A 25,146-nucleotide genomic window follows, 5' to 3' on the forward strand; every position below is an offset into this window, starting at 1 on the left:
TGGAAACGGGGCATCTCGCCTGCCAGACTGAATCTGCCGGGCATTGCTGCTCGGTGGGCGCGGATCGTTCCAAGCTGACACGATCCGCCAGTGCGCCACACATGCGCACCCGCAAGATGAAAGTGAAGACACATGGCCAGCCCCGACATTGCAGTCGCGCCTACCGCACCCTTTGAAATTTTTGACGCGTTTGAGGCGAGCATCGCCGATACGCTCGCGGCCATCGCGGTCGGCAAGATCACCTGCGTGGAACTCACGCAACAGTATCTCGATCGCATCGAGCAGCACGACACCGGACCCGACGGCCTGAACGCGATTGTGGTCGCGAACGAGCGCGTGCTTGAGGAAGCCGCCGAGGCAGATCGCCGCTGGGCGGCCGGAACGCAGCGTGCGCTCGAAGGCATTCCGTACACGGTGAAGGACTCGTACATGGTTGCGGGCCTCACGGTCGCGGCAGGTTCCCCTGCATTCGGCGGGCTGATCGCCCAGTGGGATGCCTTCAGCGTTGAACGTCTGCGCGACGCAGGCGCGATCCTCATCGGCAAGACCAATATGCCCCCGATGGCAGATGGCGGCATGCAGCGCGGGCTCTACGGCCGCGCCGAGAGTCCGTACAACCGGAACTTCCTCGCCGCGGCATACGCGTCGGGGTCGTCAAACGGCTCCGGCGTCGCGACCGCAGCCAACTTCGCCATGTTCGGCATGGGAGAAGAGACCGTCTCGTCGGGTCGTAGCCCCGCCTCGAATAACGCGCTCTGTGCGTATACGCCGTCGTGGGGCGTGCTGTCGATCCGCGGCAACTGGCCGCTCTTCCCCGCCCGCGATGTCGTCGTCCCGCACACGCGATCGATGCCCGACATGCTGCGCCTGCTCGACGTGCTCGTGCAGGACGACCCCGTCACCCGCGGTGATTTCTGGCGCAACCAGTCGGTCGTCGAGCTGCCGTTGCCGAGTGCGCACCGACCGGAATCGTACGTCGCGCTCGCGGCGGAAACTGGTCCCGGGGCGGGCATTGGTGCGGCTGCGAACGCCCCGCTGCGCGGCAAGCGCTTCGCCGTCCCGCGCATGTATCTCGGCACTGATCCCGCCTACCCCGTCGATGTGCGCCCCTCGGTGCTGCGCCTGTGGGAGTCGGCTCGCGCCCGCCTGGAGGCGCTCGGCGCCGAGGTCGTCGAGAGCGACTTCCCACTCATCACGCAATACGAGGGTGATCGCCCCGGCGCCAAGTTCCTTGGCAGCCTCGGTGACCTGCCCGCTGACTGGTCGGCGATCGAGTTCAACCACTTCCTCGCGTTCGGCTGGGACGACTTCCTGCGCGCGAACGGCGACCCATCGATCCCGAACCTCGGTGTCGTAGATTCGGCGCGGATCTACCCCACCCCCGAGGGACAACTCCCCGATCGGTATGAGCGGGTGGGAGACCACAACGACCGGTTCCGCGGGATTGTGGAGAGCGCCCGTGCCGGCCTCGCTGATCCGCGCACCCACCCCGAATTTGCTCGCGGTCTGCGCGCGATCATCGCCCTGCGCGAAGAGCTCGTGGAGTCGTGGCTGCGAGACAACGGCTACGACGCGATCGTGTTCCCTGCGAATGCCGATGTCGGGGCTGCGAATTCCGATACTGACGAGCGGGCGGCGGATCGTGCCTGGTCGAACGGCGTCTTCTTCTCGCACGGCAACTACGCGCTGCGTCACCTCGGCTTGCCTACGGTGACGGTCGCGATGGGGCTCATGGCCGACATCAAGATGCCCGTCGGACTCACCTTCGCTGGTGCGGCCTACGACGATCCAGCGTTGCTCACGTACGCGACGGCGTTCGAGGCTGGCGGGGAGGCACTGCGCGTCGCCCCGGTGCTCGACTAGCTCCACCGTTTCGCGCCCCATTTCTGGTGCGTCAGAGATCGAGCTTCGGTCAGACGTTTTCTCCCAATTTCGTCTTACCGAAGCTCGATCTCTGACTGTGGGTGAAGAGTTTTGGTTGGGCTGAGGGTTAGAGCGCTGCAGCGAGGGCGGTGAGGGCCTCGGAGGTGCCGGAGTCGATCCGCGCCCGCACCGATGACCGGTCATCGATAGCGGTCTTGCCGCGGTTGATAACTGCGAGCGGGATGCCGAGGCGCTCCGCGCGGTGCACGAGGCGCATGCCCGTGTTCACTGCGAGCGAGGTGCCCGCAACGATGACGAGGCTCGCGCTCGTGAGGAGTTCGAGTGCGTGGTCGAAGACGGCCGTTGGCACGGTCTCGCCGAAGTAGACGACGTCGGGGCGCAGCGTGCCCTGGCAGATCGGGCAGACCGGAACGGTGACGTCGGCGAAATCCTCAACGAGGGCGTCACCGTCGGGCGCGATCTCGGTTCCGGCAAGACGGTGACGAGCGGCGTAGCCGGGGTTCGCGCGGTCGAAGCGGGACAGAATCTCGGTGCGTGTCCAGCGCTCGCCGCAGTCGATGCAGCGGATGACGCCGCCGTTCCCGTGGAGCTCAGCGACCTGCTGTGAGCCGGCCTGGCGGTGCAGGTTGTCGACGTTTTGGGTGATGACGCCCGTGGCCTTGCCTCTCGCCTCGAGCTCGGCGAGGGCGATGTGGCCCGGGTTCGGTTCGAGCCGGTCGAGGCGCGCTGCGTTCACGCGGGCGCCAGCCCAGAAGCGTCGGCGATATATTTCGTCGGTCATGAACTGCGAGATGCTCATGGGCGTGCGGGGTGGGGTGCCGGCGCCGCGGTAGTCCGGGATCCCAGAATCTGTGCTGATGCCCGCACCCGTCAGTGCGACGAGTGGGCCGCGCGCAGCCTGCTGCTGTGCGAGAGCGATGAGGGCGTCGAGCGGGGGCTGTGGCTGTGCTTCCGGCATGTGGCAAGAGTAGCCCGGGGAGCTGTGTGTGCTCCCGCCAGTTGCCGCAGATATGTAATCGGCCGTAGATATGCAAAATAGCGGCCGAAACAGCATTTTGACGGCGGATCGCATATCTACGGCAAAGTTCTGGCAGTTGGTGGGGATGGGCGGGTGCTGTGGCTGCAGCTAGGGCAGCGCCCGCAGTTGCAGCCACGTCACGAGGAGCATGTCGGGGTCGCCAAGGGGAAGTTCCGCGATCTCTTCTGCGCGACGCAGGCGGTGGCGCACGGTGTTCTCGTGCACCCCGAGTTCGCGGGCAGCGCGGGTGATGTTGCCGAACGCCTGGCACCAGTGGAGAACGGCCTCGGCGAGCTGCGGGTGCTCCGCGGCGAGCGATGACAGGCGCGGATCGACCAGCGTCGCCGACTCCTGCGCCATGAGTCCAGCCACGCGGTCGAGGACAAGCTGTGGGCGCAGCTGGGAGACGGTGAGGATGCGATCCGCGCCCCGTGAGGGCTGGCCCCCGGCCCGCGCGCCACCACCGAGCCGAGCCGCGGTCTCGAACAGCACGTCCGCCTGCTCGCGCAGGCGCGCAATCTCGTTCGGGCGCTGCGCGCGCCCAGGAAGCGCGATCGTGATGCCCGGCCCAATGAGGCGATCGAACATCGGCACCAGCGGATCGACGAGCCGCCGCACCTGCTCGTATGGGGCGTCGGCGATGATGGCGTAGACGCGCCCGCGGCGGGCAACGGCGACCGACTCCGGGTGCAGCAGAGAGAGCTGACGCTGCAGCGATGAGCGCAGCTGGGCGAGGGTCGCGGGGTGATCGTTCTCGCCAAGGGAAAACGCGAGCAGCTGGGCGCCCCGCTCATCGGGGATACCGAGCTCAGTGAACTCCGTGCCGGTCACGTCTGTGCCTGAGAGAAGGGTGCGGAACCGTTCCTCGCGCGGAATCTGACCCGCCTCCCGCACGCGAATATCGTCGAGCATGTGGGCCGCCGCAATTGCGCCGGCACTCTTCACGCGCTCCACCTGTTCGGGCGTGAGGTGATCAACCTCAGAGTCATAGATCGCCCAGATTGTCCCGAGGGGCAGTGCACCGGCGCGGATCGCATAGGCGACGCGGGGGAGCTCGTCATCGAGCTGCGGGTACTTGATCGGCTCCTCGGAACGAATGACCGTCCGATACTGATCCTCGTTGAACGGTGACGCAGGGACGCGGCGGGCGAGAATGCCGCGCGTACGGAGCGAGTCGATGGCCTGCCCTGGCACGGAGGAGTACGCGATGATGCGGCGGCCGAGGTCTTCGATGGCGACCGATCCGCCGAACAAACCAGCGAGGGAATTTGCGAGCGCGAAGAGCGGTTCTGCGCCGCGATCAAAGTGGGCGTCCTCACTGCGGCGCTGTTCGCCGAGCAGCCGGCCGACGAGCGCTTCGAACAGTCCCCAGCTCACACGTGGGGCAACCCGCAGGATCGGGATGCCAGCGGTCTCGGCGATCGCTGCGAGGACCGGTTCGTGCTCATCGAGGCACTTCATTGCGATCGCGCAGTAGTCGAGATCGGCGATGGCGGACGCGAGCTCCGCAAGATGTGCAGCGTCGAAGTGCGCGCCGGAGGGGACGATGAGGAGCCCACCGGGGGCATCAGTGAGCTCGTCGAGCGCGTCATAGAACTCGGTGCCGAGCACACGGCCGGTCGGATCCACGCGGCCGAGTGGGGTGACGGTGTGCCTGCCGAGGTGCTCGATGAGCTCACTGAGCAGGAGCGAGGGGGTGTCAGGCCCCGCCTCACCGTACGCCTCGGGCGCTTTGGGTGCGTTGAACGCTTCGTTCGCATGAGACAGCGAACTGAATGGAGGAACCCCTGTGTTCATGAAATAAATCTAACCGATTTCTCCAACGTGTGAGCGAAAAAGCCTGCGTAGGCTGAGGGACGCACAACCACACCAGGCGCGAAGGAGCACCGATGACCGAACGCAACCAGCCAGCATTCGACGGCACACGAGTTGAAGAGCTCTGGAGCATCTTCCCTGAAGAATCCTCATGCTCGGCAGACGGCGCCCTTGAAATCGGTGGCGTCTCGGTTACCGCGCTCGCCGAAGAGTTCGGCACTCCGCTGCACATCATCGACGAGGAAGGCCTCCGTCGCCAGGCACGCCGCTTCTCGGACGGCCTCGCTGAGCGCTGGCCCAACTCGCAGGTGCTGTTTGCCTCGAAGTCGCTGCCCATCGTGGCGATGTACAAGCTCGCGGCAGAGGAAGGCCTCGCAATTGACATCGCGGGCGGCGGCGAACTGCAGCTTGCGCTCGCCGCAGGCGTTGATCCGCAGCTCCTTCACTTCCACGGCAACGCGAAGACCGACGCCGAACTCAAGATGGCCCTCGACGCTGGCATCGGCACCATCATCGTTGACAACAACGACGAGCTCGACCGTCTCGAGCGTTTGCTTGAGCGCCCCCAGTCGCTCCTGCTGCGCGTGATTCCCGGCGTCGAAGCTGAGACCCACGCATCGCAGGCAACGGGCGGCGACCGCTCGAAGTTCGGGCTTCCCATGGATCAGGCCAAGGTCGCCATCGCGCGCATGCAGTCGCACCCGCTCATGAACTTCGAGGGCGTCCACCTGCACATTGGCTCGCAGATTCTCAACACCCGCCAGTTCGCGCAGGCCGTTGAGAACATCTCGACCGTCGGTGATTTCGAGACCTACGACGTTGGCGGCGGACTCGGCGTCAAATACACCTACGATGAAACCGCCCCAGAAGTTGGCGCATACCTCGACGCGATTGTTGCTGCGGCGCGCGAACACCTTCCTGCAGGGGCGCGGATCATGATCGAGCCAGGTCGCTCCGTTGTCGCACGCGCCGGTGTCACGCTGTACCGTGTGGTGAGCGTCAAGCGCACCGGTGATGTGTTCGTCGCGATTGATGGTGGAATGGCGGATCAGCTCGACGTCGCACTCACGCTGCAGCGCTACGAGGCAGTGCTCGCGAACCGCCTCAGCGAGCCGTGGACCGACACGGTACAGCTCGTCGGTCGCCAGTGTGAGTCGGGAGACCTGCTCATCGACGGCGCTCCCATGCCCGCACCACACATTGGCGACCTCGTCGCAATGGCGACGACGGGTGCTTACTCGTACACGATGACGAACAACTACAACGGTGCGCTTCGCCCCGCGATCGTCTTCGTGCGCGACGGCAAGGCCCGCCTGGTTGCCCGCCGCGAAACCTACGCCGACCTGCTCGCGCTCCACGCCCCGGCCATCGACTAGCGGGGCGGCCAGCTAGCTGCTCGCCTCGGGCTTCGGCTTCACGCCGGCTTCTCGTACATATGTAATCGGCCGTCAATATGTTGTTTGGCGACATTTTGGGCATATTGATGGCCGATTACATATCTACGACGAGTCCAGCGGAGTCCCAGCGGTTCAACCCAGCGGCGGGGCCGCAACACAACTCACAGCTTCCCCTACAACGACGTAAGGAACACCCCATGAAGATTCAGAAGAAGACCCTCACCTCAACCTTGCTTGCGGCCTCGGCTGCGCTCGCGCTTGCACTCACCGGTTGCTCGGGTGGCGGATCCGCCGACTCTGCTGGCGGCAGCACGGGCGGCAGTGACCTGCCGGTCGGCGATGAGATCTCGACGACCGTCGACAAGGACCTCACCGCACTGCTCCCCGAACGCATCGTTGACAAGGGTGTGATCAACATTGCGGTCGACATCCCGTTCCCGCCAATGGCAATGTACGACGAGAACAACCGCGCCATCGGCTTCGACCCTGAGCTGGGTCGTCTGCTCGGGCAGAAGCTCGGCGTTGACGTGAGCCTGAACAAGCAGGCATTCGACTCGGTGATTCCGTCGCTGCAGGCAGGCAAAAACGACCTCATTATGAGCGGCATGAACGACACCGCTGAACGCCAGAAGGTGCTGTCGTTCGTCGATTACAGCTACGGCGGCTTTGCTGTTGCGGTGAAGGCGGGCAACCCTGACGGCATCAAGGGCGTTAAGGACCTCTGCGGCAAGACCGTCTCGGTACAGAAGGCGACCATTCAGGGCGACCTGCTGCGCGCGATGGACTGTGGCATCAACGTCATGGAGCTGCCCAACGACCTCGACGCACAGACCGCACTGCGCGCTGGCAAGAGCCAGGCATACACCGCAGACGCGGTTGTTGCAGAGTACGTTGTCGCGACGACCGACGACGGCAAAGCGTTCGAGATCGTGCGCGACCCAGAGAACCCCGCCGGCTTCAACCCCGTCTACAGCGGAATCGGCATGCTGAACAGCGAGACCGAGCTCGTCGAAGCGATTAAGCAGGCACTCCAGGCGCTCATCGACGAGGGCACCTACCAGGAAGTCCTCGACCGAAACAGCATCGGCGCATACGCCGTTGACTCGGCTGAGATCAACCAGGGTAAGGACGCCGAATGAGCGCAACGCTGACTGAGCGCCCCATCGAAGCGATGGCGCCGCTCTCGACCGAGGATGACGTCGAAGCCGTCCCACTCCGCCGGCCCTGGCGCTGGATCAGTGCCCTCGTCGTCATCGCTCTGGTCGCCTGGTTCGTTTACGTCGTGGCGACCAACCCCAACCTCGACTTTGCAACGGTTGGCGAGTTCCTGTTCGATCCGCGCATCCTCCAGGGTGTTGGGCTCACCATCTTCATCACGGTCGTATCGATGATCGTGTCGACCCTGCTTGCGATTGTCATCGCAGCGATGCGACTCTCGTCGAACCCCGTGCTCACCTCGGTCGCGTGGTTCTACGTGTGGGCATTCCGTGGCACTCCGGTCCTCGTGCAGATCGTGCTCTGGGGTTACCTTGGGCTGCTGTTCGACCAGATCCGTTTGGGAGTCCCGCTCACCGACATCGTGTTCTGGTCGATCGACACCAACACCCTTGTCACGCCCCTCATCGCAGGTCTGCTCGCCCTCACCCTGAACCAGGCCGCCTACTCCTCGGAGATTGTGCGAGCCGGCATGATGTCGGTCGATGAAGGTCAGCGTGAATCCGCGTACTCGCTGGGTATGTCCCCGCTGTATACGTTCCGCCGAGTGCTGCTGCCACAGGCGATGCGCGTCATCATCCCGCCCATGGGCAACGAGCTCATCTCGATGCTCAAGAGCACCTCGCTGCTCTCGGTAATCGCCGTGCTCGAGCTCTACACTCAGGCGTCGATCATCTCGTCGTCGAACCTCAAGCAGGTCGAACTGCTCATCGTTGTGAGTGTTTGGTACCTCTTCATGACGAGCCTGCTCTCGATCCCGCAGTACTACCTCGAGCGACACTTCGGCCGTGGCTCGAGCCGTAACCTGCCGCCTACCCCGCTCCAGCGAATCAAGGCAGCACTCAACGCACGCAAGCCGGGCCCAGAGCCCGCACCCCCAACCCAGGTAACGGAGGTGGTCGGAGTATGACCAGCCAGGAGACCCTCGTGGCGGATCCGCGCCCCACTGCCACCCACGCCGCAGGTGCCGGTGCCGGAGCTGGCGCGCAGGCAGCCGATCCGCTCGTGCAGATTCGTCGCGTTCGCAAGAGCTACGGTGCCCACCAGGTACTGCGTGATGTCTCGCTCGCCGTTCCGGCCGGCACCGTGACCGTGCTGCTTGGCCCGTCGGGCTCGGGAAAGTCGACGCTGCTGCGCTGCATTAACCACCTCGAAACCATCGACGGCGGGCGCATCATCGTCGATGACGACCTCATCGGATACCGTCGCGCTGGCGAACGCAACCACGAAATGACCCCGCGCCAGATCGCGAAGCAGCGTCGCCACATCGGCATGGTGTTCCAGAAGTTCAATCTGTTCCCGCACATGACCGCGCTGGAGAACGTCATGGAGGCGCCCGTCGGCGTCGCTGGAAAGAGCCGTGCGGAATCGAAAGCTCGCGCGCTCGAACTGCTCGATCGTGTTGGCCTCGCGGACTTCGCGAAGCACTATCCCGCACAACTTTCGGGTGGCCAGCAGCAGCGCGTGGCGATCGCCCGTGCGCTCGCGATGGAGCCCAAGCTCATGCTGTTTGATGAGCCGACCTCGGCGCTCGACCCAGAGCTCGTCGGTGACGTGCTCGATGTCATGCGAGAGCTTGCACGGGACGGCATGACGATGATCGTCGTCACGCACGAGATCGGGTTCGCGCGCAATGTGGCGGATCAGGTCGTCTTCATGGACGGTGGCGTTGTCGTTGAAGCTGGCCCGCCGGAGGAAGTGCTTGGGAACCCGCAGCGCCAGCGCACTCGGAACTTCTTGGAGAGTGTGAAGTAGGGGCTCGCGCCACCACCCGGTTTGTGGTTTGAGTCTCTCCGTCCATATGTAATCGGCCTTCAATATGCAGAAATCACTCGTATTTCGCATATTGAAGGCCGATCGCATATCTACGACAAATTTGTGACCGCGTGGGGTGAGCCTTCGTGCGGCCGGTTCTGAGTGCGGCGACGGCTCAGGGCAAGGGCGAGCAGTGCTCGCCCGCGGCAGCGGGAAGGGTTACCCCTGGCTGGCGGCGGGTCTTCTCGAAGGTGCTGCCGCGGTTGGGCTTGCGCCCAACCTTGCCTGGGAATGGTTGCCTCATGGCCGTGGCTTGGCTGTTGCTTGGTTGGGGTGGGCTTGGTGCCAGGGTTGAACGCCGAGTCTGGGCTTGATCCTCGTCAGGAAATCTGCCGTCGTTAAGAGGTTTTCGGTGAATTTCGTCTGAACGACGGCAGGTTTCTAGGTGGAGGCTAGCGTGTGCCCGCGTGGGCTTTTGCTCCGTATGTAAAAGGGTCTTCGGTCTGAGGGAAAACGCCGAAAGTGTCTGACGGACGCTCGATTTCTGCTCGTGGGTGCAAGGTCGAGGGACGGCGCCGGGCTTCAGTGAGCGCAAAGGCTTGGCAGGGCATGCGGAAGGTCTCAGGCTTAGTGTCAGTGCAACTATTTGTAATGCTAGAAATAAGCTGCGCGAATAGGTGCTATTGTCTTTCTTGTTAGTCCGGCAGTTTGCGTCACACCAGTGCGCGCACTGCACGCGGGCAGCGCGATCGGCTCCGGGGGAGCCAGTCGGGAACACGCGGCGTACGGTCACTCCGGACTTCACGCAGGCACGTTCAAGCTCGGGCACCGCCCGGGTTTTGCGTGAGCGCAGAGCCGGAACTGAGAGGAAAACATGTCTGCAGATACAGCAGCAGTGAAGAAGCGGAAGCTGCCCAAGTGGGTCACTTCCTTTGGTTGGCAGATTCTGGCGGCACTCGTCGTGGGTCTCGCGCTCGGCGGCCTGGCTCGCTCGCTCGGGCCCGACGTTGAGGGCAACCCTAACGGCCTCCAGGCAACCCTGTCGGTCATTGGCAGCAGCTACGTGTCGCTGCTGAAGGCAGCGGTTGTTCCGCTCATCTTCACCGCGATCGTGTCGAGCATCGTCGGCCTTCGCAAGGTGAAGAACGCGGCACGTCTCGCAGGCCAGACCCTGCTCTGGTTCGCCATCACCGCGCTCATCTCGGTGACCGTCGGTATCGTTCTCAGCGTCATCCTGAAGCCCGGTGCTTCGGCTTCGCAGAGTCTCGAGACCGGCGACCCCTACGCGGTCGGCACCTGGTGGAACTTCCTGATCGGCCTCGTGCCCTCGAACTTCCTCGGCCTTTCGGTCAACGCTTCGTTCGATGCTGAAGCAGGCGCGGTCGCCGCAAGCCCCGGCTTCAACGTGCTCCAGATCATCGTGATCTCTGTTGCTGTTGGTATTGCCGCACTGAAGATTGGCGCACAGGCTGAGCCCTTCATCCGCTTCACTGAGTCTGCGCTTGCGATCATCCAGAAGGTGCTCTGGTGGATCATTCGTATCGCTCCCATCGGTACCCTCGGCCTCATCGGTAACGCGGTTGCACAGTACGGCTGGGACAAGATGGGCTCGCTCACTTCGTTCGTTGCAGTCCTGTACTTGGGGCTTCTCATCGTGATGTTTGTGGTCTACCCGGCAATCGTCAAGGCCAACGGCCTCTCGATCAAGCAGTACTTCTCGGGCGTCTGGCCCGCAGTTCAGCTCGGCTTTGTCAGCCGCTCGTCGATCGGCACCCTGCCCCTGACCCAGCGTGTGACCGAGCGCAACCTCGGTGTACCCCGCGGTTACGCATCGTTCGCCGTGCCCCTCGGTGCGACCACCAAGATGGACGGTTGCGCAGCGGTCTACCCCGCCGTGGCCGCGATCTTCATCGCTCAGTTCTTCGGTATTGAGCTCACCATCGTGCAGTACCTGCTCATCGTGCTCGTCTCGGTTGTCGGCTCGGCTGCAACCGCAGGCACCACCGGTGCGACCGTCATGCTCACGCTGACCCTGTCGACGCTCGGTCTGCCCCTTGAGGGCGTTGGCCTGCTGCTCGCAGTTGATCCGATCATCGACATGGGCCGCACCGCGCTCAACGTCGCAGGTCAGGCGCTCGTCCCGGCTGTCGTCGCAAAGCGCGAGGGCATCATCGACATGGACCTCTACAACGCGCCCCGCAAGGGCCTCGCGTTCGACAACAACGATGTCGACGCTGAGGCGGCAGCAGATGCTGACGCAGACAGCGCAATCGAGTCAGAAGCGCCCACGAAGTAGTCGCGATCCGCGCCCCGTTCCCGGCGCCTCGCGCGTAACCGATGGCCAGGTCTTCAGTGACCTGGCCATCGGTCATTTTGCGCCCCGATGTTCTACGGCAAAACGCAACGTAGAATTGACGGTATGACCACCGCACGCGATCAGCTCATTGAACTTATTACGACCGAGGCCGTATTCCACGGTGACTTCACGCTCACCAGCGGCAAGAAGGCGACGTACTACATCGACCTCCGCAAGCTGAGCCTTGATCACCGCGCGGCTCCGCTCATTGGCCAGGTCATGCTTGACCTCATCGACGACGTCGATGGCGTTGTCGCAGTTGGCGGCCTCACCATGGGCGCTGACCCCATCGCTTCGGCGATCATGCACCAAGGCGTCGCACGCGGCAAGGTGTACGACTCGTTCGTCGTCCGCAAGGAGCCCAAGGACCACGGCCGCGGCCGCCAGGTGGAGGGTCCCGATCTTGATGGCAAGCGCGTCATCGTTGTTGAAGACACTTCGACGACCGGCGGATCGCCCCTCAAAGCCATCGAGGCACTCGAGAAGGTTGGCGCAATCGTCGCCGGCGTTGCAGTAGTGGTTGACCGTCAGGCGCCCGCAAAGGCACGCATCGAAGAGGCAGGCTACGAGTACCGTTACGCAATCGGCCTCGACGACCTCGGTCTCGACCCGCAGTAATACTTCCGGCTCGGCTTCGCGATTCGACGCCCGCCCGGTAACGCAGAAGGGGAGCAACTCACTGAGCTGCTCCCCTTCTGCGTGTGTGGCCGGTGCGGCCGCCGCGATTACTACTCGGCGCGTGCCCGGCGGGCGTTCGCGCGTACGAGGAGGAGCGCGCCTGCTGCGAGGGCGAATGCGCCGAGGAAGCCGAGGCTGTTCGATGCGTTGCTGCCGGTGTGTGCGAGGGCGGATCCGCCGGCCTTCGTGCCGTTCGCGGTGCCGCCGCTGTTCGAACCGTCGTCGGTGGCAGGTGTCTCTCCGTCAGGATCCTCGCCATCGCCAGGCGTGGTCTCGGGGACTGCGCGCACGTCGAGCGACAGTGTTAGCGGATCACCCGACACCTGAGCCCCATTCGGATCGAGTCCGATCATCGCAGCGGTGTGGGCAATGGACGAGAGCGCCAAGTCTGCAGCTGTGGCCGCATAGGTGGATTCCCACGACGCTGATTCACCCGGTGCGAGCGTGACCGGCTGGCCGACGAACGCGGAGGGCGTACCCGCGCCTGAGAACGCCTGGGTCTCGGGGAACACATCCGTGAGCGTGACATTTCCCGTGTTCTCAACGGTGGCCGTGTAAACAATCTGCTGTCCAGCCTGGGTCACCACGTCGGTATCAGCGGTGAGCTGCGTGTCAAGGCTCGGCGTCTGGACAGACGCGAGAGTAACGGAGCTCACGTTCCCCGCGGGCAGCCTCCAGTTGCTCGGGGGCGTGCCGGTGGAGGTTGCCGAGAGCGACACAGTTTGGGCGTCAATGTCGGCCTGAGACGCGGTGTATTCAACGTTGAATGTCTGTGACGTGCCAGGGGCGAGAAGCGCAGGGGAACCAGAAATAACGTTGAACGTGCCGGTGCCGGTCGACGTGAGGTCGGCGAGCTGCGCGTCAGGGATGGTGACGTTGCCTTCGTTGGTGATGGTGAACGCCAGCTTCACGGTTTCGCCAGCTTGGGTGAGCTTGGATCGATCCGCCGATACACCTACCGTGAGCTTCGGTGTGGGCGTACTCGGCACGGTGATCGGCTCGATAGCGATCTTCTGGGCGCCGATCGCCGCGCTTGGAGCGTACGTGAGGTAGCCGCGCTTAATGTCTTCCGGAGTGAGTGTGTAGTGTGCCGTGGTTGAGCCGGAACCTCCTGGAAGAAGGTCATAGAACTGCGTGATGGCGGGACCTGTAAATGCTCCGTCACCTGAGAAAGCATCGGGGCCTCCGGTGAGGTCGAGACCCTGATAGGTCGTGTTGCCGGTGTGCGTGACAGTGAACCTGAAGGTAATGTCGGCGCCGACTCGGAACATATCTGGAGTGATCGGATCTGTCGTGAGGGTGACGGTTGCAGCCCGGAATTTGAGCACAGGCAGCGCGCTTTGCTTGCCACTCGGCGTAGGGATAGCTCCTGCGCTGGTGTTTGCCCGCAGCGTCAGAACGCAGTCATTCGGTGTGAAATCAATCTGATCCTGGGTGATGGTGTGGGCGAGGTTGAATGTCTTTGTTGCTCCCGGAGGGATGGGGAGGTTCTCGGTCGCGAACGGACCGACCGCATCTGGGAACGTGCACCTTCCGGTGCTGAACTGGTAGTCCAAGCCGGTGATTGTGAGGTTGCCGGTGTTCGTGACCGTAAACACGTGATTTGCCTTGTCGCCCGGGAACGGCATGGTCGACTCGGTATACGTACGGTCAAAGGCGACGCTGTAGTCGAACTTGGCGTCGGCCACGGTTTTGAGCGTCACTGGAGTTGATCTCGCGGAGATGGGTCGGCTTGTGCCGCTTTGCGTGGAGTACCCCGTAGCGATAGTAGAGAGTTCGACGCTGAGCGCGTCGATTGCCGGCTGGGTGACGTGATACGTCGCAATGATCGATACCGATTCGCCCGGCTCGAGTTCATTCCTCTCGGGCGGGTAATACGAAAAGGTGCCAAAGGTGGTCGAATCGAATAACGACATTTCCACGTTTGTGACCTTTGTGTCGGTGGCATTCTTCACGGTCGAGACGTAAGTGATAGCCCGGCCGGCGGCGGTCATGTTGAGCGTGCTCGTCGAGGTGGTGATCTCGAGTCCTGGAGCAGCGGCTGCTGCGCCGGGAGCGCTTGCCGGAGCTGCAACACCAACGAGCGAGAGCATGAGACCAAGCGCAAGTGCGAGAAGACCTGGGCGCCTGCGCATCGTGCGCTGTGGCGAGACTTCGGTATCGCGCGCCGAGCGCTGTGAATGACCCGTCATTGGTGTTCTTCCGTTCTATCTCGCGACTGCGACGTCGTGAAACATGCCTGAGTGATGCGACATATAGTCGCGGGAGAGGCAAAGAGCTCTCCGTGAGAAAACTAAGTCTAATGAGTGCCTAACAAAAGCCGAAGGCAGGCAAACGCAAACTGCTCCCCGAGTGTTGGGATGCGAGCAGCACATCCAACGCTCGGGGAGCAGCGGTGCGGGTGTTCACGTGCCAGGGCGGCGTGCCTAGGCGGCGCACCCGGTCAGTGAACCGGTGAAGTCGTTAGCGCTTTGCCACCGACTTGCTGATCGCACGGTACGCGACCGCGAGCGCCACAACAGCGATGATCGAGATGATCGCGACAGTGCCGAAGTACTGCGCCTCAGCGCCCTCGCGGTACGCCTGCGAGATCCAACCCGAGAGGGTCGATCCGCCAGCCATCGTGAGGAAGTAGAGCGCGGTCATCTGTGAGCTTGCTGCCTTGGGTGCCAACTCTGCGGTGAATGACAGGGCCGAGGGCGCGAAAAGCGCTTCGCCGAATGCGAAGAAGACCATCACGAGGAGTGCCATGACGAGCGGCATCGACTGACCGGCGCCGAAGCTGAAGGGCACGATTGCTGCAGCGCCAGCTGCCATTGCAATGATGCCGACAACGAGCTTGGTGATGGGCTCCATGCGGGTCGAGCGTGCGCGGGTCCACATGAATGCGAGGAGCGCGGTGACCGCCGCAACTGCGAGACTCTCGAGCGTCACAATGAGGCTCGGGGGCATCGTGTATGAGCCAATGGTGAGGTTGATCTTCGTGTCGGCGAAGACCGCGAATGCGGTGAAGAGCTGGAAGAGCAAGGTCCAGAATACGAGGCTCATGAGGAATACCGGCACGTACTTCACGATTGCGCCGCGCTCGCTGCGGGTGACCTGCTTGTTCGTGAGGAGCATCGAGAAGAGACCAATCGCTGCCACGAGCACGATGAGTGCAACGACACTGCTGATGTTGTCGGGGCGGATCAGACCGGTCATGACCGCAATCGCGATGAGGCCGATGGCAACGACGGTGATGATGATCCACTTTGCGCGCTGTGCTGCGGGGAGCGGGTTCGGAACGACCGCGGTGCTCGCGGGGAGGCGGCGCATCCCGAAGATGTACTGGCCGAGGCCGAACGCCATGCCGACTGCCGCAGCGCCGAACGCCAGGTGGAAGCCCCACGACTGGTGCAGTGCGCCGGTGATGAGCGGGCCGGCGAACGCGCCGATGGTGATGCCCATGTAGTAGATCGCGTAGCCCGCGTCGCGGCGTGCGCCGCCGTCGGGGTAGAGCGCACCGACCATCATGGTGGTGTTTACCTTCAGGCCACCGGTGCCGATGACAATGAGGGCGAGGCCGATGATGAGGCCGATGAGACCGGGAACGACCGCGAGCATGATGTGGCCCGCGAGAATCGCGGTGCCGCCAACGAGCACGACGTATTTCGGAGCGAGCACGCGGTCAGCAACCCATGCGCCGATGATCTGCGAGATGTAGACGAGGCCACCGTAGGAGCCCGCGATGCCGAGCGCGACGGGCTGGGGGAGGCCGAGGCCGCCATCGCTGAGCGAGTAGTAGAGGTAGTACGCGAGCAGTACCTGCAGGCCGTAGAAGCTGAAGCGCTCCCACATTTCCACGCCCGAGAGCGTGAGCAGGCCGCTCGGCTTGGCGTCGCGGGAGACGACATTGAGGGCACGGGTGACGCCAACGGTGGCGGTGTCGGGTGCCTTCGTGTGGGGCGCGGTCTTTGCGCCGCCTGACTGGGGGTTCGTCATTGATACTCCGAGATGAACTTGGCGGATCGGTTGGTTGCGGTCCGCTGTCTGGCCGATCGCAATGGAAGTTGCGACCGGTGTGAGCAAGTTGATTAGTTGGTCTGACCAACTGCTTAATCAATAAGTGAACTTACAGGGTTGAATGGCAGAGGTCAATTTGGGCGCCAAAGACGCGCGAGCGGATCCGCCCCACACGCAAAAAAGTGCGGGGGCGAGGTCGAAATGACCCCGCCCCCGCACCGTGAGAGTTGGTTACAGCACCTTCGAGAGGAACTGCTTCGTGCGCTCGTGCTTCGGGTTTGTGAAAACGAGATCGGGCTCGCCCTGCTCGATGATGCGACCCGCATCCATGACGATCACGCGGTCTGCGACCTCGCGTGTGAAGCCCATCTCGTGGCTCACGATGATCATGGTCATGCCGGCAGCTGCGAGATCCTTCATGACTTGCAGCACTTCGCCAACCATCTCGGGATCGAGCGCTGAAGTCGGCTCATCGAAGAGCATGAGCGAGGGGCGCATCGCGAGCGCACGCGCGATGGCCACGCGCTGCTGCTGGCCACCCGAGAGCGATCGGGGGCGCACATCGGCCTTGTCTGCGAGGCCAACGCGGTCGAGGAGCTCCCTGGCGTACGCAATCGCCTGCGCCTTGTTCTCGCCCTTCACGCGCACGGGGGAGTGCCAGATGTTCTCCAGCACGGTCATGTGCGGGAAGAGGTTGAAGTGCTGGAAGACGAAGCCGATATCCGAGCGCTGGCGAGCGAGCGCCTTCGCTGAGATCTCGACGGTCTTGCCTGAGTTGGCGATCCGCTCACCGATGAGTTCGCCATCTACGTAGATGTGGCCGTCTTCAATGGGCTCGAGGCGGTTGAGGGTGCGCAGGAAGGTGGTCTTGCCTGCGCCTGACGGGCCGACGAGTACGACGACCTCGCCGCGTGCAATTTCCACCGAAACGTCAGTGAGAATCTGGCGGTCGCCAAACCACTTGTTTACGCCAACGGTGCGCACGATTGGCCCATCAGACACTGAGACTGGAGTGGTGTATTCGGAGAGTGTCATGCTGCTGCTCCTTCCTGGACAGAGAGCGGAGACTTGGGGGCGGTGCTGTCGCGCTTCACGCGGAAGTCGAACAGACGCTTCCAAACTGACGGCGCTTTCGGGAGGCCAGCTCGTGCGTTGAGGCTGTTCTCGATCCAGGTCTGGATGAACGTCCAAATCGTTGTGAGGAGCAAGTAGTACAGCGCAACGACGATGTAGATTTCGAACGCCTTGAAAGTCGAGGAGGCCATCGTGCCACCGACCTGGAACATCTCGGCGACGCCGATGATTGAGAGCACCGACGTGCTCTTCATGAGGCCGTTGAAGGAGTTGCCGAGCGGCGGAACCATGACGCGGATCGCCTGCGGCACAATGATCCACCGCATGGCGCCCATCGGGGTCATGCCGAGCGACAGTGCCGCCTCGGTCTGACCCTTCTCGATCGACTCGAGGCCGCCGCGGACGATCTCCGAAATGTACGCGCTCTCGTTGAGCATGAGGCCGATGATCGCGGCCTGGACGGCACCCTTGATGAGGAATCCGACTGATACATCTTCAAACCTAAAGATGTTCGCTGCAGCGAGGCCGGTGTAGAGGATCACGAGCTGTACGAGGAGCGGGGTGCCGCGAATGATCCAGACATACAGGCTGGAGATGAGGCGCAGCACGACAAACCGGCTGCGGCCCATGAGAGCGATAACGAGGCCCAAGATGAGCGCGAGCGCCATCGCGACGACCGAGATGAGAATGGTGAGTGAGAGGCCGTTGAGGAAGCTCTGGCTTGGCGAGAACAAGCTCTGCCAGAAGTATGCCCAGTCAAATTTCATGGTGTTCCGTCTTCTTCGTTGAAGGTGGTGCGGGTGGGTGAAGCCCCACCCGCACCGAATTACTTATTCGCCGAGCGTGATGTCGTTGGCCTCGACGCCCCAGGTGGCGAGGATTTCCTTGTACTTTCCGCTGTCAACCATTGCGGTGAACGCGGTGTCAAGCGCCTCGTTGAGCTCGGTGTTGCTCTTGAGTGTTGCTGCACCGATGCGGATCTTGCCGAAGGGTTCGCCGATCATGACGAAGTCACCTTCTGACTGGGTCTCGTAGAAGCTCATGATCTCCGAGGTGTCAACGAACGCGTCTACCTGGTTGGCAAGCACCTGCTGCACGGCAGCGGCTGCATCGTCGACGAGCGTGAGGTCAATTGCGGGCTTGCCGTTTGCGATGCACTCTTCCGAGAGCTTCGTTGCTGAGTCGCCACCGGTCGCGCCGCTGATGCCAATGACGCGAATGCCACAGAGTGATTGGTCGAAGCCGGTGACCTTCTTGGGGTTTTCCTTGGTGACGCCGGCACCGGTGCCCGAGAAGAGGTACGGTACGAAGTTCGCGATTTCCTCGCGCTCAGGCTTGATGTACAGCGAGCCCATGATGACGTCACACTGCTTTGCCTGCAGCGCGGGGATGAGGCCTGAGAAGTTGTACTCCTCAAGCTTGGTCTTCACGCCGAGCTCAGTAGCGAGGCCGTTGGCAATGTCGATCTCGACACCCTGTAGCTCATTGTTCTCGTCGTAGAAGATGTTCGGTGGGGTGTCACCGGTGCACACGGTCAGTGCGTCAGCGGTGAGGATCGCGGGCGGTTGGACGACTGCGTTGCCAGTCGACTCTTCCGCTGCCGGTGCTCCGCCACACGCCGTGAGGGTGAGGGTAAGTGCCGAGGCGATGGTGAGGGCGCCGATTGCAGCGCCACGCTTAAGGATTGAGGGGAAAGCCACTTTGATTTCTCCGATTCAGTTGTGTTGTAGCTTGCGGAGCACGAGCTACGAACCTAGGATCATTGACAGTTGGTCTGACCAACTAATCAATTAATATGTGAAGATACCCGCTCACTCTTACGTAAGTCAATGCCGCATCTGCCAGAGTTACGGTGCAGCGGTTTCGCAGCACATTCCACACACGAACAGAAGGAGGGGCGATGGACTGGACAAGCATTTCGCGAGCAACGACGCTCTCACTGCCAGATCGCCTTTCGGTTGATCTTGAACGGCTCATCCTCGACGGCGAACTTGCCCCGGGAGATCGGCTGCCGCCTGAGCGCGAACTCGCAGAGCATCTGGGAGTCTCGCGTGTCTCGATTCGCGAAGCGCTTCGCGAACTCGAGAACCGCGGGCTGATCGACCGAAAGCCCGGTCGCGGCACGATTGTGTTGAGTCCTGGTGAGCAGTCACCCATGGCAGAAAGCATCGGCGCGGCAGTAGCCGCAGCTGATCCCGAGATCCGCGACATCATGGAATTGCGTGCAATTCTCGAGCCGCCGATCGCGCGCCTGACCGCCGGTCGCGCGAAGCCGCGTGACATCGCGCAGTTGCGTGAACTTGTGGAGGCCATGGAAAAGGAAACTTCGAACGAGCGTTACGCAGAGCTCGACCGGGCGTTCCACCAGACCATTGCGCAGTACGCGCATAACCCGCTGCTTGCCCTCATTAATGAGCAGCTAGCGCAGCAGATCGCGCCGAGCCGTGCAAAGCGGTACCAAACGAGCGATCGACGCAGCGCCTCAAGCCGTGCGCACCGCCTCATCTTTGAGGCAATCGAAGCTGGAAACGGCGACGCTGCTGAACAGGCGGCACGCGACCACGTACTCGATATTGCGCACCAGATCGCCCTCGCCGGGCGCGACGAATAGATAGGAATCACGGACCATGACGATGCCTAAGGGAGCCATCTCAACGTCACACCACCTCGCAACCGAGGCCGGCGCCGCCGTACTCGAGGCGGGCGGCAACGCAATCGATGCGGCAATTGCCGCGGCGGCTACGCTCTGCGTGGTCTACCCGAACAACGTTGCCCTCGGTGGTGACCTGGTCGCGATCGTGCGCAGCCCAGACGGTCAGGTCCGATTCCTTAACGCGACGGGCACCGCGCCGAGCGGCCAGACGCTCGAAGCGCTGCGCGAGAAGCACGGCGAGACGCTCCCGCTGCGCGGTGTCGACACCATCACGGTGCCAGGTGGCATTCGTGGCTGGCAGGCGCTGCATGATCTCGGCGCGACTCGTGAGTGGGCGGATCATCTCGCTCCCGCGATCCGCCATGCTGAGCAGGGGTTCCCCAACTCGCGTTCGGTCGCACGTGCGCTGAGCGATGCGCAGGGCACGCTTGATCAGGATCCCGGCGCGCGCGCAATTTTCTACCCGAACGGCGACCCGCTCACCGAGGGTGAAACGCTCACGCAGCCCGCACTCGCGGCATCGCTCACGCAGCTCGCCGCGAATGGCGCGGACGAGTTTTACGAAGGTGAACTCGCGCAGCGCTGGATCGCAGGCCTCGCAGCGCGCGGCTCGAAGATTACCGCCGAGGATGCCGCGGGATACCGTCCTTTCTGGGGCGAGCCGATTGAGACTGAGTTCAGCGGTCTCCGCGTGCTCACCGGCCCGCCGAACACTTCGGGCTTCATGCTCCTGCGTGCGCTGAACGAGATCACCGCTGGTATCGCGGATCCCCTTGGCGCAGGTGCAGGCGAGCTGTCGCGTGCGTTCTACGAAGCGAATCTCGTGCGCACCGCTTCGCTCTCGGACCCGACCTTCGGTGGCGCAACCGGCGCCGAGCTCGTTGCTGCTGAGGCTCCTACAGGTCCGCTCCGCGGCGAGGCCAAGGCGAGCGGCGATACGGTCGGCTTCTCGGCGATCAGCGCCGACGGCTGGGCAGTCTCGTTCATCAACTCCGTGTTCTGGGACTTCGGCTCATACATCTTGGAGCCCGACACCGGCATCATCTTCCAGAACCGCGGCACCTCGTTCTCCCTCGACCCCGCATCGCCCAACGCGTTCGAACCGGGCAAGCGCCCGCGCCACACGCTCATGCCGGTGCTCGTGCTCGACGGTGACGAGATCGCCTATGTTCCCGCCACCATGGGTGGCGCGGCACAGCCGCAGATTCATACCCAGTTGCTGCAGCGCATGTTTGAGGGCGCGGATCCCAGCACCGCAACCCATGCGCCGCGTTGGATGGTAGATGAGGTAGTTGGCGATGCGCCCGTGCGCGTCACCATTGAAGAAGACGTCCCGCTGGTTGCCCGTGAGGCGATCGAAGCCGCTGGCTTCGCGCTCAACGTGGTGCGACCCTACGACGAGGACCTTGGGCACTCGAACGTGATCCGCGTTGATCGCAGTGCGGGCATCGCAACCGGCTATACGGCCGCGAGCGATCCGCGCTCTGATGGATCCGCAATCGTCGTTCCTGCCTAACCGATAGAGAAGAAGATCGAAATCAATGACTAACTTTGACGTCGCTCATAAGCGTCAGCCCGTATTTATCCTGCTCCTTCTTGGTGCACTGACCGGCATGCTCTCGGGGCTGTTCGGTATTGGTGGCGGCATCGTGCTCGTGCCGTTGCTCGTGCTTGTGCTCGGGTATCAGCAGAAGCTCGCGGCGGGTACGTCGGTTGCTACGATCCTGCCGGCGGCAATCGTTGGCGGCATTACCTATGCGGTGCAGGGTCACGTTGACTGGATCGCGGCGCTGCTGCTTGCGATCGGCATCATCGGTGGCGCGCAGCTCGGCAGTTACCTGCTGCAGCGGATCCCGACCGGTGTGCTGCGCTGGATCTTCATGGGGTTCCTCGTGCTCGTTGTGGTGAGCCTGTGGTTCATTGTTCCGTCGCGTGACTCTGAGGTCACCATCACGCTCATCAGCGGCGCTGCGCTCATCGTGGTGGGCTTCGTCACCGGCATTCTGTCGGGTTTGCTCGGTGTTGGCGGCGGCGTGGTCGTTGTTCCCGTACTGATGTTCTTCTTCGGCGCGAATGACCTGGTTGCCAAGGGCACCTCGCTCATCATGCTGATCCCCGGTTCGATCTCGGGCACGATTGGCAACTTCCGTCGCAAGAATGTTGACCTGCGCGCTGCGGTTCCGCTCGGTATCGCCGCGAGTGTGTGCTCACCGCTTGGCTCGATCGTTGCCACGTACATCACTCCGATGTGGTCCAACATTGCGTTCTCTGCACTGCTCGTCATCGTCATCATTCAGATGGCAACGAAGGCGCTGAAGGGGCGGAAGCAGAAGTAATCGGTTGAGCCGAACTTGCGGGCAGCCAAGCTGCCAAGAACGAGGGCGGACAAGGCGTTGCGTGTCGTGCAGCGGCTTGTCCGCCCTGTTGTTTTCTGTCGATTTCACGCAACTTATTCGAACATTCTGCGGCTTTCCCGTCCTGTATCTACAGGTGTTGAACTACAGCTGTGTGTTTAGGGTGCTCTATGACACTCTTGTGAACCACCAAGCGCGCTTCGGAGGGGGACCAAATGCGTGATCAGCACTTCCAAGCTGGCGGTGCGGCAGAGAGCCGCTTCCCGCCAATGATTTCCGCGGCGATCATCGCGCCTGACCGTGTGCAGCGATTGCACGATGAGATTGCGCGGCCCAACGCGAGCGTGCTCCTGCTGGGGTCACAGGGGAGCGGTCGACTCCGCCTTGCCCAGGACGTTGCACAGATGTTTGCCACGCAGGTTGAACACCCGTGGCGAGTGGTCGAGCTCCCGCCGCCCGCTCGTGCGGGTTACGTGTCGGTGTTCAGCATCGCGTTTCCCGAGGTTGATCTCGGCGATGACGACCCAGAGGTGCGAGCAGCTCGCATCGATGAAGCGCTGCAGCAACTGGGCTCTGTCGCGGGGGATGAACCACTTCTGATCGTTGCCCCGAACATCGACTTCGCGCTGCCGATCGATATTGCGACGCTTATGTTGCTGCAACGGTTGCCGTACGTACGACTCATCGCCACTGCCTCGCGAATGACCGGCCCGCTGAATCGATGGACCGCGGGGACGAACCTCGTGCGACTTCCGGTTCCGCCGCTCACGGTTGAGGAAACAGACCGGATGCTGGCGCAGCTCCTCGCCGTGCCTCACATTGTGCCGTCGACGTTGCGCCGCTGGCACGCGGTGTCGCGCGGCAATGCCTATCTGCTTTCGATGCTCGCGATCGAAGCGGAGTATCAGGGACGCATTCACTACTCCCGTGACGGCGCATGGGTGAACGAGAACACTCAGGCGCCGTTGCGTGGCCTGGGAGAGTCCATTGCCGGGGTGTGCGATCCCGACGAATGGGCGCTGCTTGAGCAGATTTCACTGCTCGAACCGCTCTCCGAGACGGTGCTATTGCGGCGGATGCCTGCAGCGCCACTCAAGGCGCTCATTGAGTATGGGTTTGTTGCTTCCAGCTCGCACCACCAGGCGGGCAACGCGATTGAGATCGCGCACCCGATGCTCGCTGATTCGATCCGCGCAATGATCTTGCCCCAGCGTAGGTACGAGGTCTTCGACGAGACGCTCGACATCCTGGAGCAGGAATACGGCAAGTACGACCTGCTGCAATCGCCAATGCGCATGCTGCGATTGGTGATGTTGGCACTCGCGGTGGAGCGGGAAGCGCCGATCGCGTGGCTGTGGTCAGCGTTCCAATCGACGAAGTACAGTGGCGAACTCATGCTGAAGATGCGGATCGCGCAAGAAGTCATGGCGTGCTCGCAGTCAACGGCAGAACAGCGCATTGAATGTGCGTTCGTGGTGATTAGCGTCGCACGGCTTGCGGGAGACCTGGAAGCCTATGCCTCTGCGGTGCGCATAGCCGAAGCGTCGCTGGCGGGAAGTGGCGATACCTCTGCGCTTTCCCTCACCGTCGCGACCCATGTCGGCACGGAGCTTGCGCTCTGGCACCACATGCACGACGCAGAGCCAAATCAGGCCTTCGAAGTGCTCGCTGAAGTCGCAGACCGATCCAGGCAGGGCGGCGGCGAAGGGGCGAAATACGTGCGCGGTATGCGGGCGCTCATGCTTGCGTGCACTGGCCGGCTTCGAGAGGCGTTTGCGGCAACCGAACCATCAGACGGAGTACTCGGGGCAGACACTGATGGCGCCGGAGCGCTCGGAAGCACGATCCGCGCCCTTATTCTGACTCAACGCGGCGAGTCAGCGGCCGCGGTCGAGGAGGTCACGGCGATCCGTGTGCTGCACGGCGTCGGGCTGACCAGCCACACCGAACTTACGCAGTTGGTGTCCTTTGCGTGGGTGCTCGCCTTAGTCGCGAACAGCGATATCGAGCTTGCCCACGAGGACCTCGCAGACATGGAAGAACGAGCACTTCGCTCGGGTGAATTTCTCGTGTTGCTCGGAGGCTGCGCGGCGGTCATCGCGCTCGAGGAAGGACGGTGGAATGTCGCTCTCGGTGAGGCCGAACGCCTGATTGATGGAATCAACGAGCGTGATGTGTACGGGGTTCTTCCCGTCGTGTACGCGATGCGCGCGTTTGCTGCCGCTGCGCTTGGCGATCACACCCTTGCCGAGCGCTCGATCATCCTTGCCGAGAAGCCATCGAACGGCCTTGGCCGAGCTGTCGAGGGCATCTCGCGGATCCTCCTGCTCCGCGCTCGCCAGTGGGTGCGGGACCCGCTCGTTGCGGTGCGAGCAAGCCAAGCGGCAGAGTGGGCGCGCGAGCAGCAGCTCCCCGACACCGAGCTGCAGGCCTTGCACGTTGCGGTGTGTGAGCGTCGTACGGCGACCAGCGAAGAACTTGAACGTGCCGGCTTGCTCGCTGAAGTCGTTGGAACAGCCAAGGGCGATGCGATGCTTGCGCACATGCGTTGCTTTGCGCAGAACGATCATGAACCTGTGCGTGTTGATGCGGCAGAGGAGCGGCGCCTTGCAAGTCTCGGCGTGCACCTGCCTCCGCCGCCCACCTCAGAGCTCACCGCGCGTGAACGCGAGATCATGATGCTCGCATCATTGGGCTATTCCAATAGGTTCATCGCGGATCGCCTCTACATTGCCCTTCGAACCGTCGAGACGCATCTTGCTCGAGTGTTCCAAAAGCTGGGTGTTACTAGCCGCGACGAGCTGGGCGCTTGGGCATCGCGCGAACGGTGGCGGCGCGACAGCTGAGTAAAATACGTGGTTTCCCACGATGCCTACGAACCGTCCTGAAACGTAATCTCCTTCCACGGATGACCGAAATCATGCGCAAGTTCCCGACCAGACTGA

At 62.9% G+C, this 25,146-nt stretch carries 18 protein-coding genes; 11 read left to right on the top strand and 7 right to left on the bottom strand.

What is annotated here, in order from left to right:
* Positions 1–132 precede the first annotated feature (132 nt).
* Positions 133–1,863, top strand: coding sequence for an amidase (locus ICL81_RS03380; RefSeq protein WP_188033570.1), 1,731 nt, complete (start codon positions 133–135; stop codon positions 1,861–1,863).
* 127 nt (positions 1,864–1,990) lie between these two features.
* Here ICL81_RS03380 and ICL81_RS03385 read toward each other — a convergent pair whose 3' ends face one another.
* Both ICL81_RS03385 and ICL81_RS03390 read right to left on the bottom strand, forming a co-directional pair.
* Complete coding sequence (locus ICL81_RS03385) at positions 1,991–2,842, bottom strand: Sir2 family NAD-dependent protein deacetylase (protein ID WP_188033571.1); 852 nt, start codon at positions 2,840–2,842, stop codon at positions 1,991–1,993.
* 168 nt (positions 2,843–3,010) lie between these two features.
* Entirely contained in the window at positions 3,011–4,699 is a 1,689-nt protein-coding gene (locus ICL81_RS03390) for a CdaR family transcriptional regulator (RefSeq protein ID WP_188033572.1), read from the bottom strand.
* A gap of 92 nt (positions 4,700–4,791) precedes the next feature.
* Between ICL81_RS03390 and lysA the strand changes: the two genes are divergently transcribed.
* The 6 genes from lysA to pyrE all read left to right on the top strand — a co-directional run bounded on the left by lysA (position 4,792) and on the right by pyrE (position 12,058).
* Positions 4,792–6,093, top strand: a complete 1,302-nt coding sequence (gene lysA / locus ICL81_RS03395; protein WP_188033573.1) for a diaminopimelate decarboxylase — start codon at positions 4,792–4,794, stop codon at positions 6,091–6,093.
* Positions 6,094–6,311: 218 nt separating this feature from the next.
* Positions 6,312–7,253, top strand: a complete 942-nt coding sequence (locus ICL81_RS03400) for an ABC transporter substrate-binding protein (protein ID WP_188033574.1) — start codon at positions 6,312–6,314, stop codon at positions 7,251–7,253.
* Entirely contained in the window at positions 7,250–8,239 is a 990-nt protein-coding gene (locus ICL81_RS03405) for an amino acid ABC transporter permease (RefSeq protein WP_251381731.1), read from the top strand. The genes ICL81_RS03400 and ICL81_RS03405 overlap by 4 nt, the downstream gene beginning before the upstream one ends.
* On the top strand, positions 8,236–9,084 hold the full coding sequence (locus ICL81_RS03410; protein WP_251381733.1) for an amino acid ABC transporter ATP-binding protein: 849 nt from the start codon (positions 8,236–8,238) through the stop codon (positions 9,082–9,084). Before ICL81_RS03405 ends, ICL81_RS03410 begins: the two co-directional genes overlap by 4 nt.
* 874 nt (positions 9,085–9,958) lie before the next feature.
* Positions 9,959–11,380, top strand: coding sequence for a dicarboxylate/amino acid:cation symporter (locus ICL81_RS03415; protein ID WP_188033575.1), 1,422 nt, complete (start codon positions 9,959–9,961; stop codon positions 11,378–11,380).
* 123 nt (positions 11,381–11,503) lie between these two features.
* Positions 11,504–12,058 carry an orotate phosphoribosyltransferase gene (gene pyrE, locus ICL81_RS03420; protein ID WP_188023594.1) on the top strand — a complete coding sequence of 185 codons (555 nt, stop codon included), beginning with the start codon at positions 11,504–11,506 and terminating at the stop codon, positions 12,056–12,058.
* 110 nt (positions 12,059–12,168) lie between these two features.
* Here pyrE and ICL81_RS03425 read toward each other — a convergent pair whose 3' ends face one another.
* The 5 genes from ICL81_RS03425 to ICL81_RS03445 all read right to left on the bottom strand — a co-directional run bounded on the left by ICL81_RS03425 (position 12,169) and on the right by ICL81_RS03445 (position 18,894).
* A complete protein-coding gene (locus tag ICL81_RS03425; RefSeq protein ID WP_188033576.1) occupies positions 12,169–14,310 on the bottom strand; it encodes a hypothetical protein in 2,142 nt (713 codons plus the stop codon).
* Between the two features lie 271 nt (positions 14,311–14,581).
* Positions 14,582–16,099: a peptide MFS transporter gene (locus ICL81_RS03430; protein ID WP_188023592.1), complete on the bottom strand. Its 1,518-nt coding sequence runs from the start codon at positions 16,097–16,099 to the stop codon at positions 14,582–14,584.
* Between the two features lie 252 nt (positions 16,100–16,351).
* Entirely contained in the window at positions 16,352–17,155 is an 804-nt protein-coding gene (locus tag ICL81_RS03435) for an amino acid ABC transporter ATP-binding protein (protein WP_223160559.1), read from the bottom strand.
* A complete protein-coding gene (locus ICL81_RS03440) occupies positions 17,152–17,961 on the bottom strand; it encodes an amino acid ABC transporter permease (RefSeq protein WP_188033577.1) in 810 nt (269 codons plus the stop codon). The genes ICL81_RS03435 and ICL81_RS03440 overlap by 4 nt, the downstream gene beginning before the upstream one ends.
* A 63-nt stretch (positions 17,962–18,024) precedes the next feature.
* Complete coding sequence (locus ICL81_RS03445) at positions 18,025–18,894, bottom strand: ABC transporter substrate-binding protein (RefSeq protein WP_188033578.1); 870 nt, start codon at positions 18,892–18,894, stop codon at positions 18,025–18,027.
* Positions 18,895–19,094: 200 nt separating this feature from the next.
* On the opposite strand from ICL81_RS03445, the gene ICL81_RS03450 reads away from it, so the two are divergent.
* From ICL81_RS03450 to ICL81_RS03465, 4 genes are all read left to right on the top strand, one after another.
* Positions 19,095–19,805, top strand: coding sequence for a FadR/GntR family transcriptional regulator (locus tag ICL81_RS03450; protein ID WP_188033579.1), 711 nt, complete (start codon positions 19,095–19,097; stop codon positions 19,803–19,805).
* A gap of 16 nt (positions 19,806–19,821) precedes the next feature.
* Positions 19,822–21,363, top strand: a complete 1,542-nt coding sequence (locus ICL81_RS03455; RefSeq protein WP_188033580.1) for a gamma-glutamyltransferase family protein — start codon at positions 19,822–19,824, stop codon at positions 21,361–21,363.
* A 25-nt stretch (positions 21,364–21,388) separates the two neighbouring features.
* Positions 21,389–22,183 carry a sulfite exporter TauE/SafE family protein gene (locus ICL81_RS03460; protein WP_188033581.1) on the top strand — a complete coding sequence of 265 codons (795 nt, stop codon included), beginning with the start codon at positions 21,389–21,391 and terminating at the stop codon, positions 22,181–22,183.
* A 233-nt stretch (positions 22,184–22,416) separates the two neighbouring features.
* Entirely contained in the window at positions 22,417–25,047 is a 2,631-nt protein-coding gene (locus ICL81_RS03465) for a LuxR C-terminal-related transcriptional regulator (RefSeq protein WP_188033582.1), read from the top strand.
* The last annotated feature ends 99 nt before the right edge of the window (positions 25,048–25,146 follow it).

Source organism: Leucobacter sp. cx-328 (assembly GCF_014530035.1).
GTDB lineage: Bacteria > Actinomycetota > Actinomycetes > Actinomycetales > Microbacteriaceae > Leucobacter.

Excerpts from the sequence above, each read along its gene's own strand:
- ICL81_RS03425 (WP_188033576.1), bottom strand. The coding sequence starts at position 14,310 with ATGACGGGTCATTCACAGCGCTCGGCGCGCGATACCGAAGTCTCGCCA.
- ICL81_RS03440 (WP_188033577.1), bottom strand. The coding sequence starts at position 17,961 with ATGAAATTTGACTGGGCATACTTCTGGCAGAGCTTGTTCTCGCCAAGC.
- ICL81_RS03400 (WP_188033574.1), top strand. The coding sequence starts at position 6,312 with ATGAAGATTCAGAAGAAGACCCTCACCTCAACCTTGCTTGCGGCCTCG.
- ICL81_RS03415 (WP_188033575.1), top strand. The coding sequence starts at position 9,959 with ATGTCTGCAGATACAGCAGCAGTGAAGAAGCGGAAGCTGCCCAAGTGG.
- ICL81_RS03460 (WP_188033581.1), top strand. The coding sequence starts at position 21,389 with ATGACTAACTTTGACGTCGCTCATAAGCGTCAGCCCGTATTTATCCTG.
- lysA (WP_188033573.1), top strand. The coding sequence starts at position 4,792 with ATGACCGAACGCAACCAGCCAGCATTCGACGGCACACGAGTTGAAGAG.
- pyrE (WP_188023594.1), top strand. The coding sequence starts at position 11,504 with ATGACCACCGCACGCGATCAGCTCATTGAACTTATTACGACCGAGGCC.
- ICL81_RS03430 (WP_188023592.1), bottom strand. The coding sequence starts at position 16,099 with ATGACGAACCCCCAGTCAGGCGGCGCAAAGACCGCGCCCCACACGAAG.
- ICL81_RS03385 (WP_188033571.1), bottom strand. The coding sequence starts at position 2,842 with ATGCCGGAAGCACAGCCACAGCCCCCGCTCGACGCCCTCATCGCTCTC.
- ICL81_RS03410 (WP_251381733.1), top strand. The coding sequence starts at position 8,236 with ATGACCAGCCAGGAGACCCTCGTGGCGGATCCGCGCCCCACTGCCACC.
- ICL81_RS03465 (WP_188033582.1), top strand. The coding sequence starts at position 22,417 with ATGCGTGATCAGCACTTCCAAGCTGGCGGTGCGGCAGAGAGCCGCTTC.
- ICL81_RS03405 (WP_251381731.1), top strand. The coding sequence starts at position 7,250 with ATGAGCGCAACGCTGACTGAGCGCCCCATCGAAGCGATGGCGCCGCTC.
- ICL81_RS03455 (WP_188033580.1), top strand. The coding sequence starts at position 19,822 with ATGACGATGCCTAAGGGAGCCATCTCAACGTCACACCACCTCGCAACC.
- ICL81_RS03390 (WP_188033572.1), bottom strand. The coding sequence starts at position 4,699 with ATGAACACAGGGGTTCCTCCATTCAGTTCGCTGTCTCATGCGAACGAA.
- ICL81_RS03450 (WP_188033579.1), top strand. The coding sequence starts at position 19,095 with ATGGACTGGACAAGCATTTCGCGAGCAACGACGCTCTCACTGCCAGAT.
- ICL81_RS03435 (WP_223160559.1), bottom strand. The coding sequence starts at position 17,155 with ATGACACTCTCCGAATACACCACTCCAGTCTCAGTGTCTGATGGGCCA.
- ICL81_RS03380 (WP_188033570.1), top strand. The coding sequence starts at position 133 with ATGGCCAGCCCCGACATTGCAGTCGCGCCTACCGCACCCTTTGAAATT.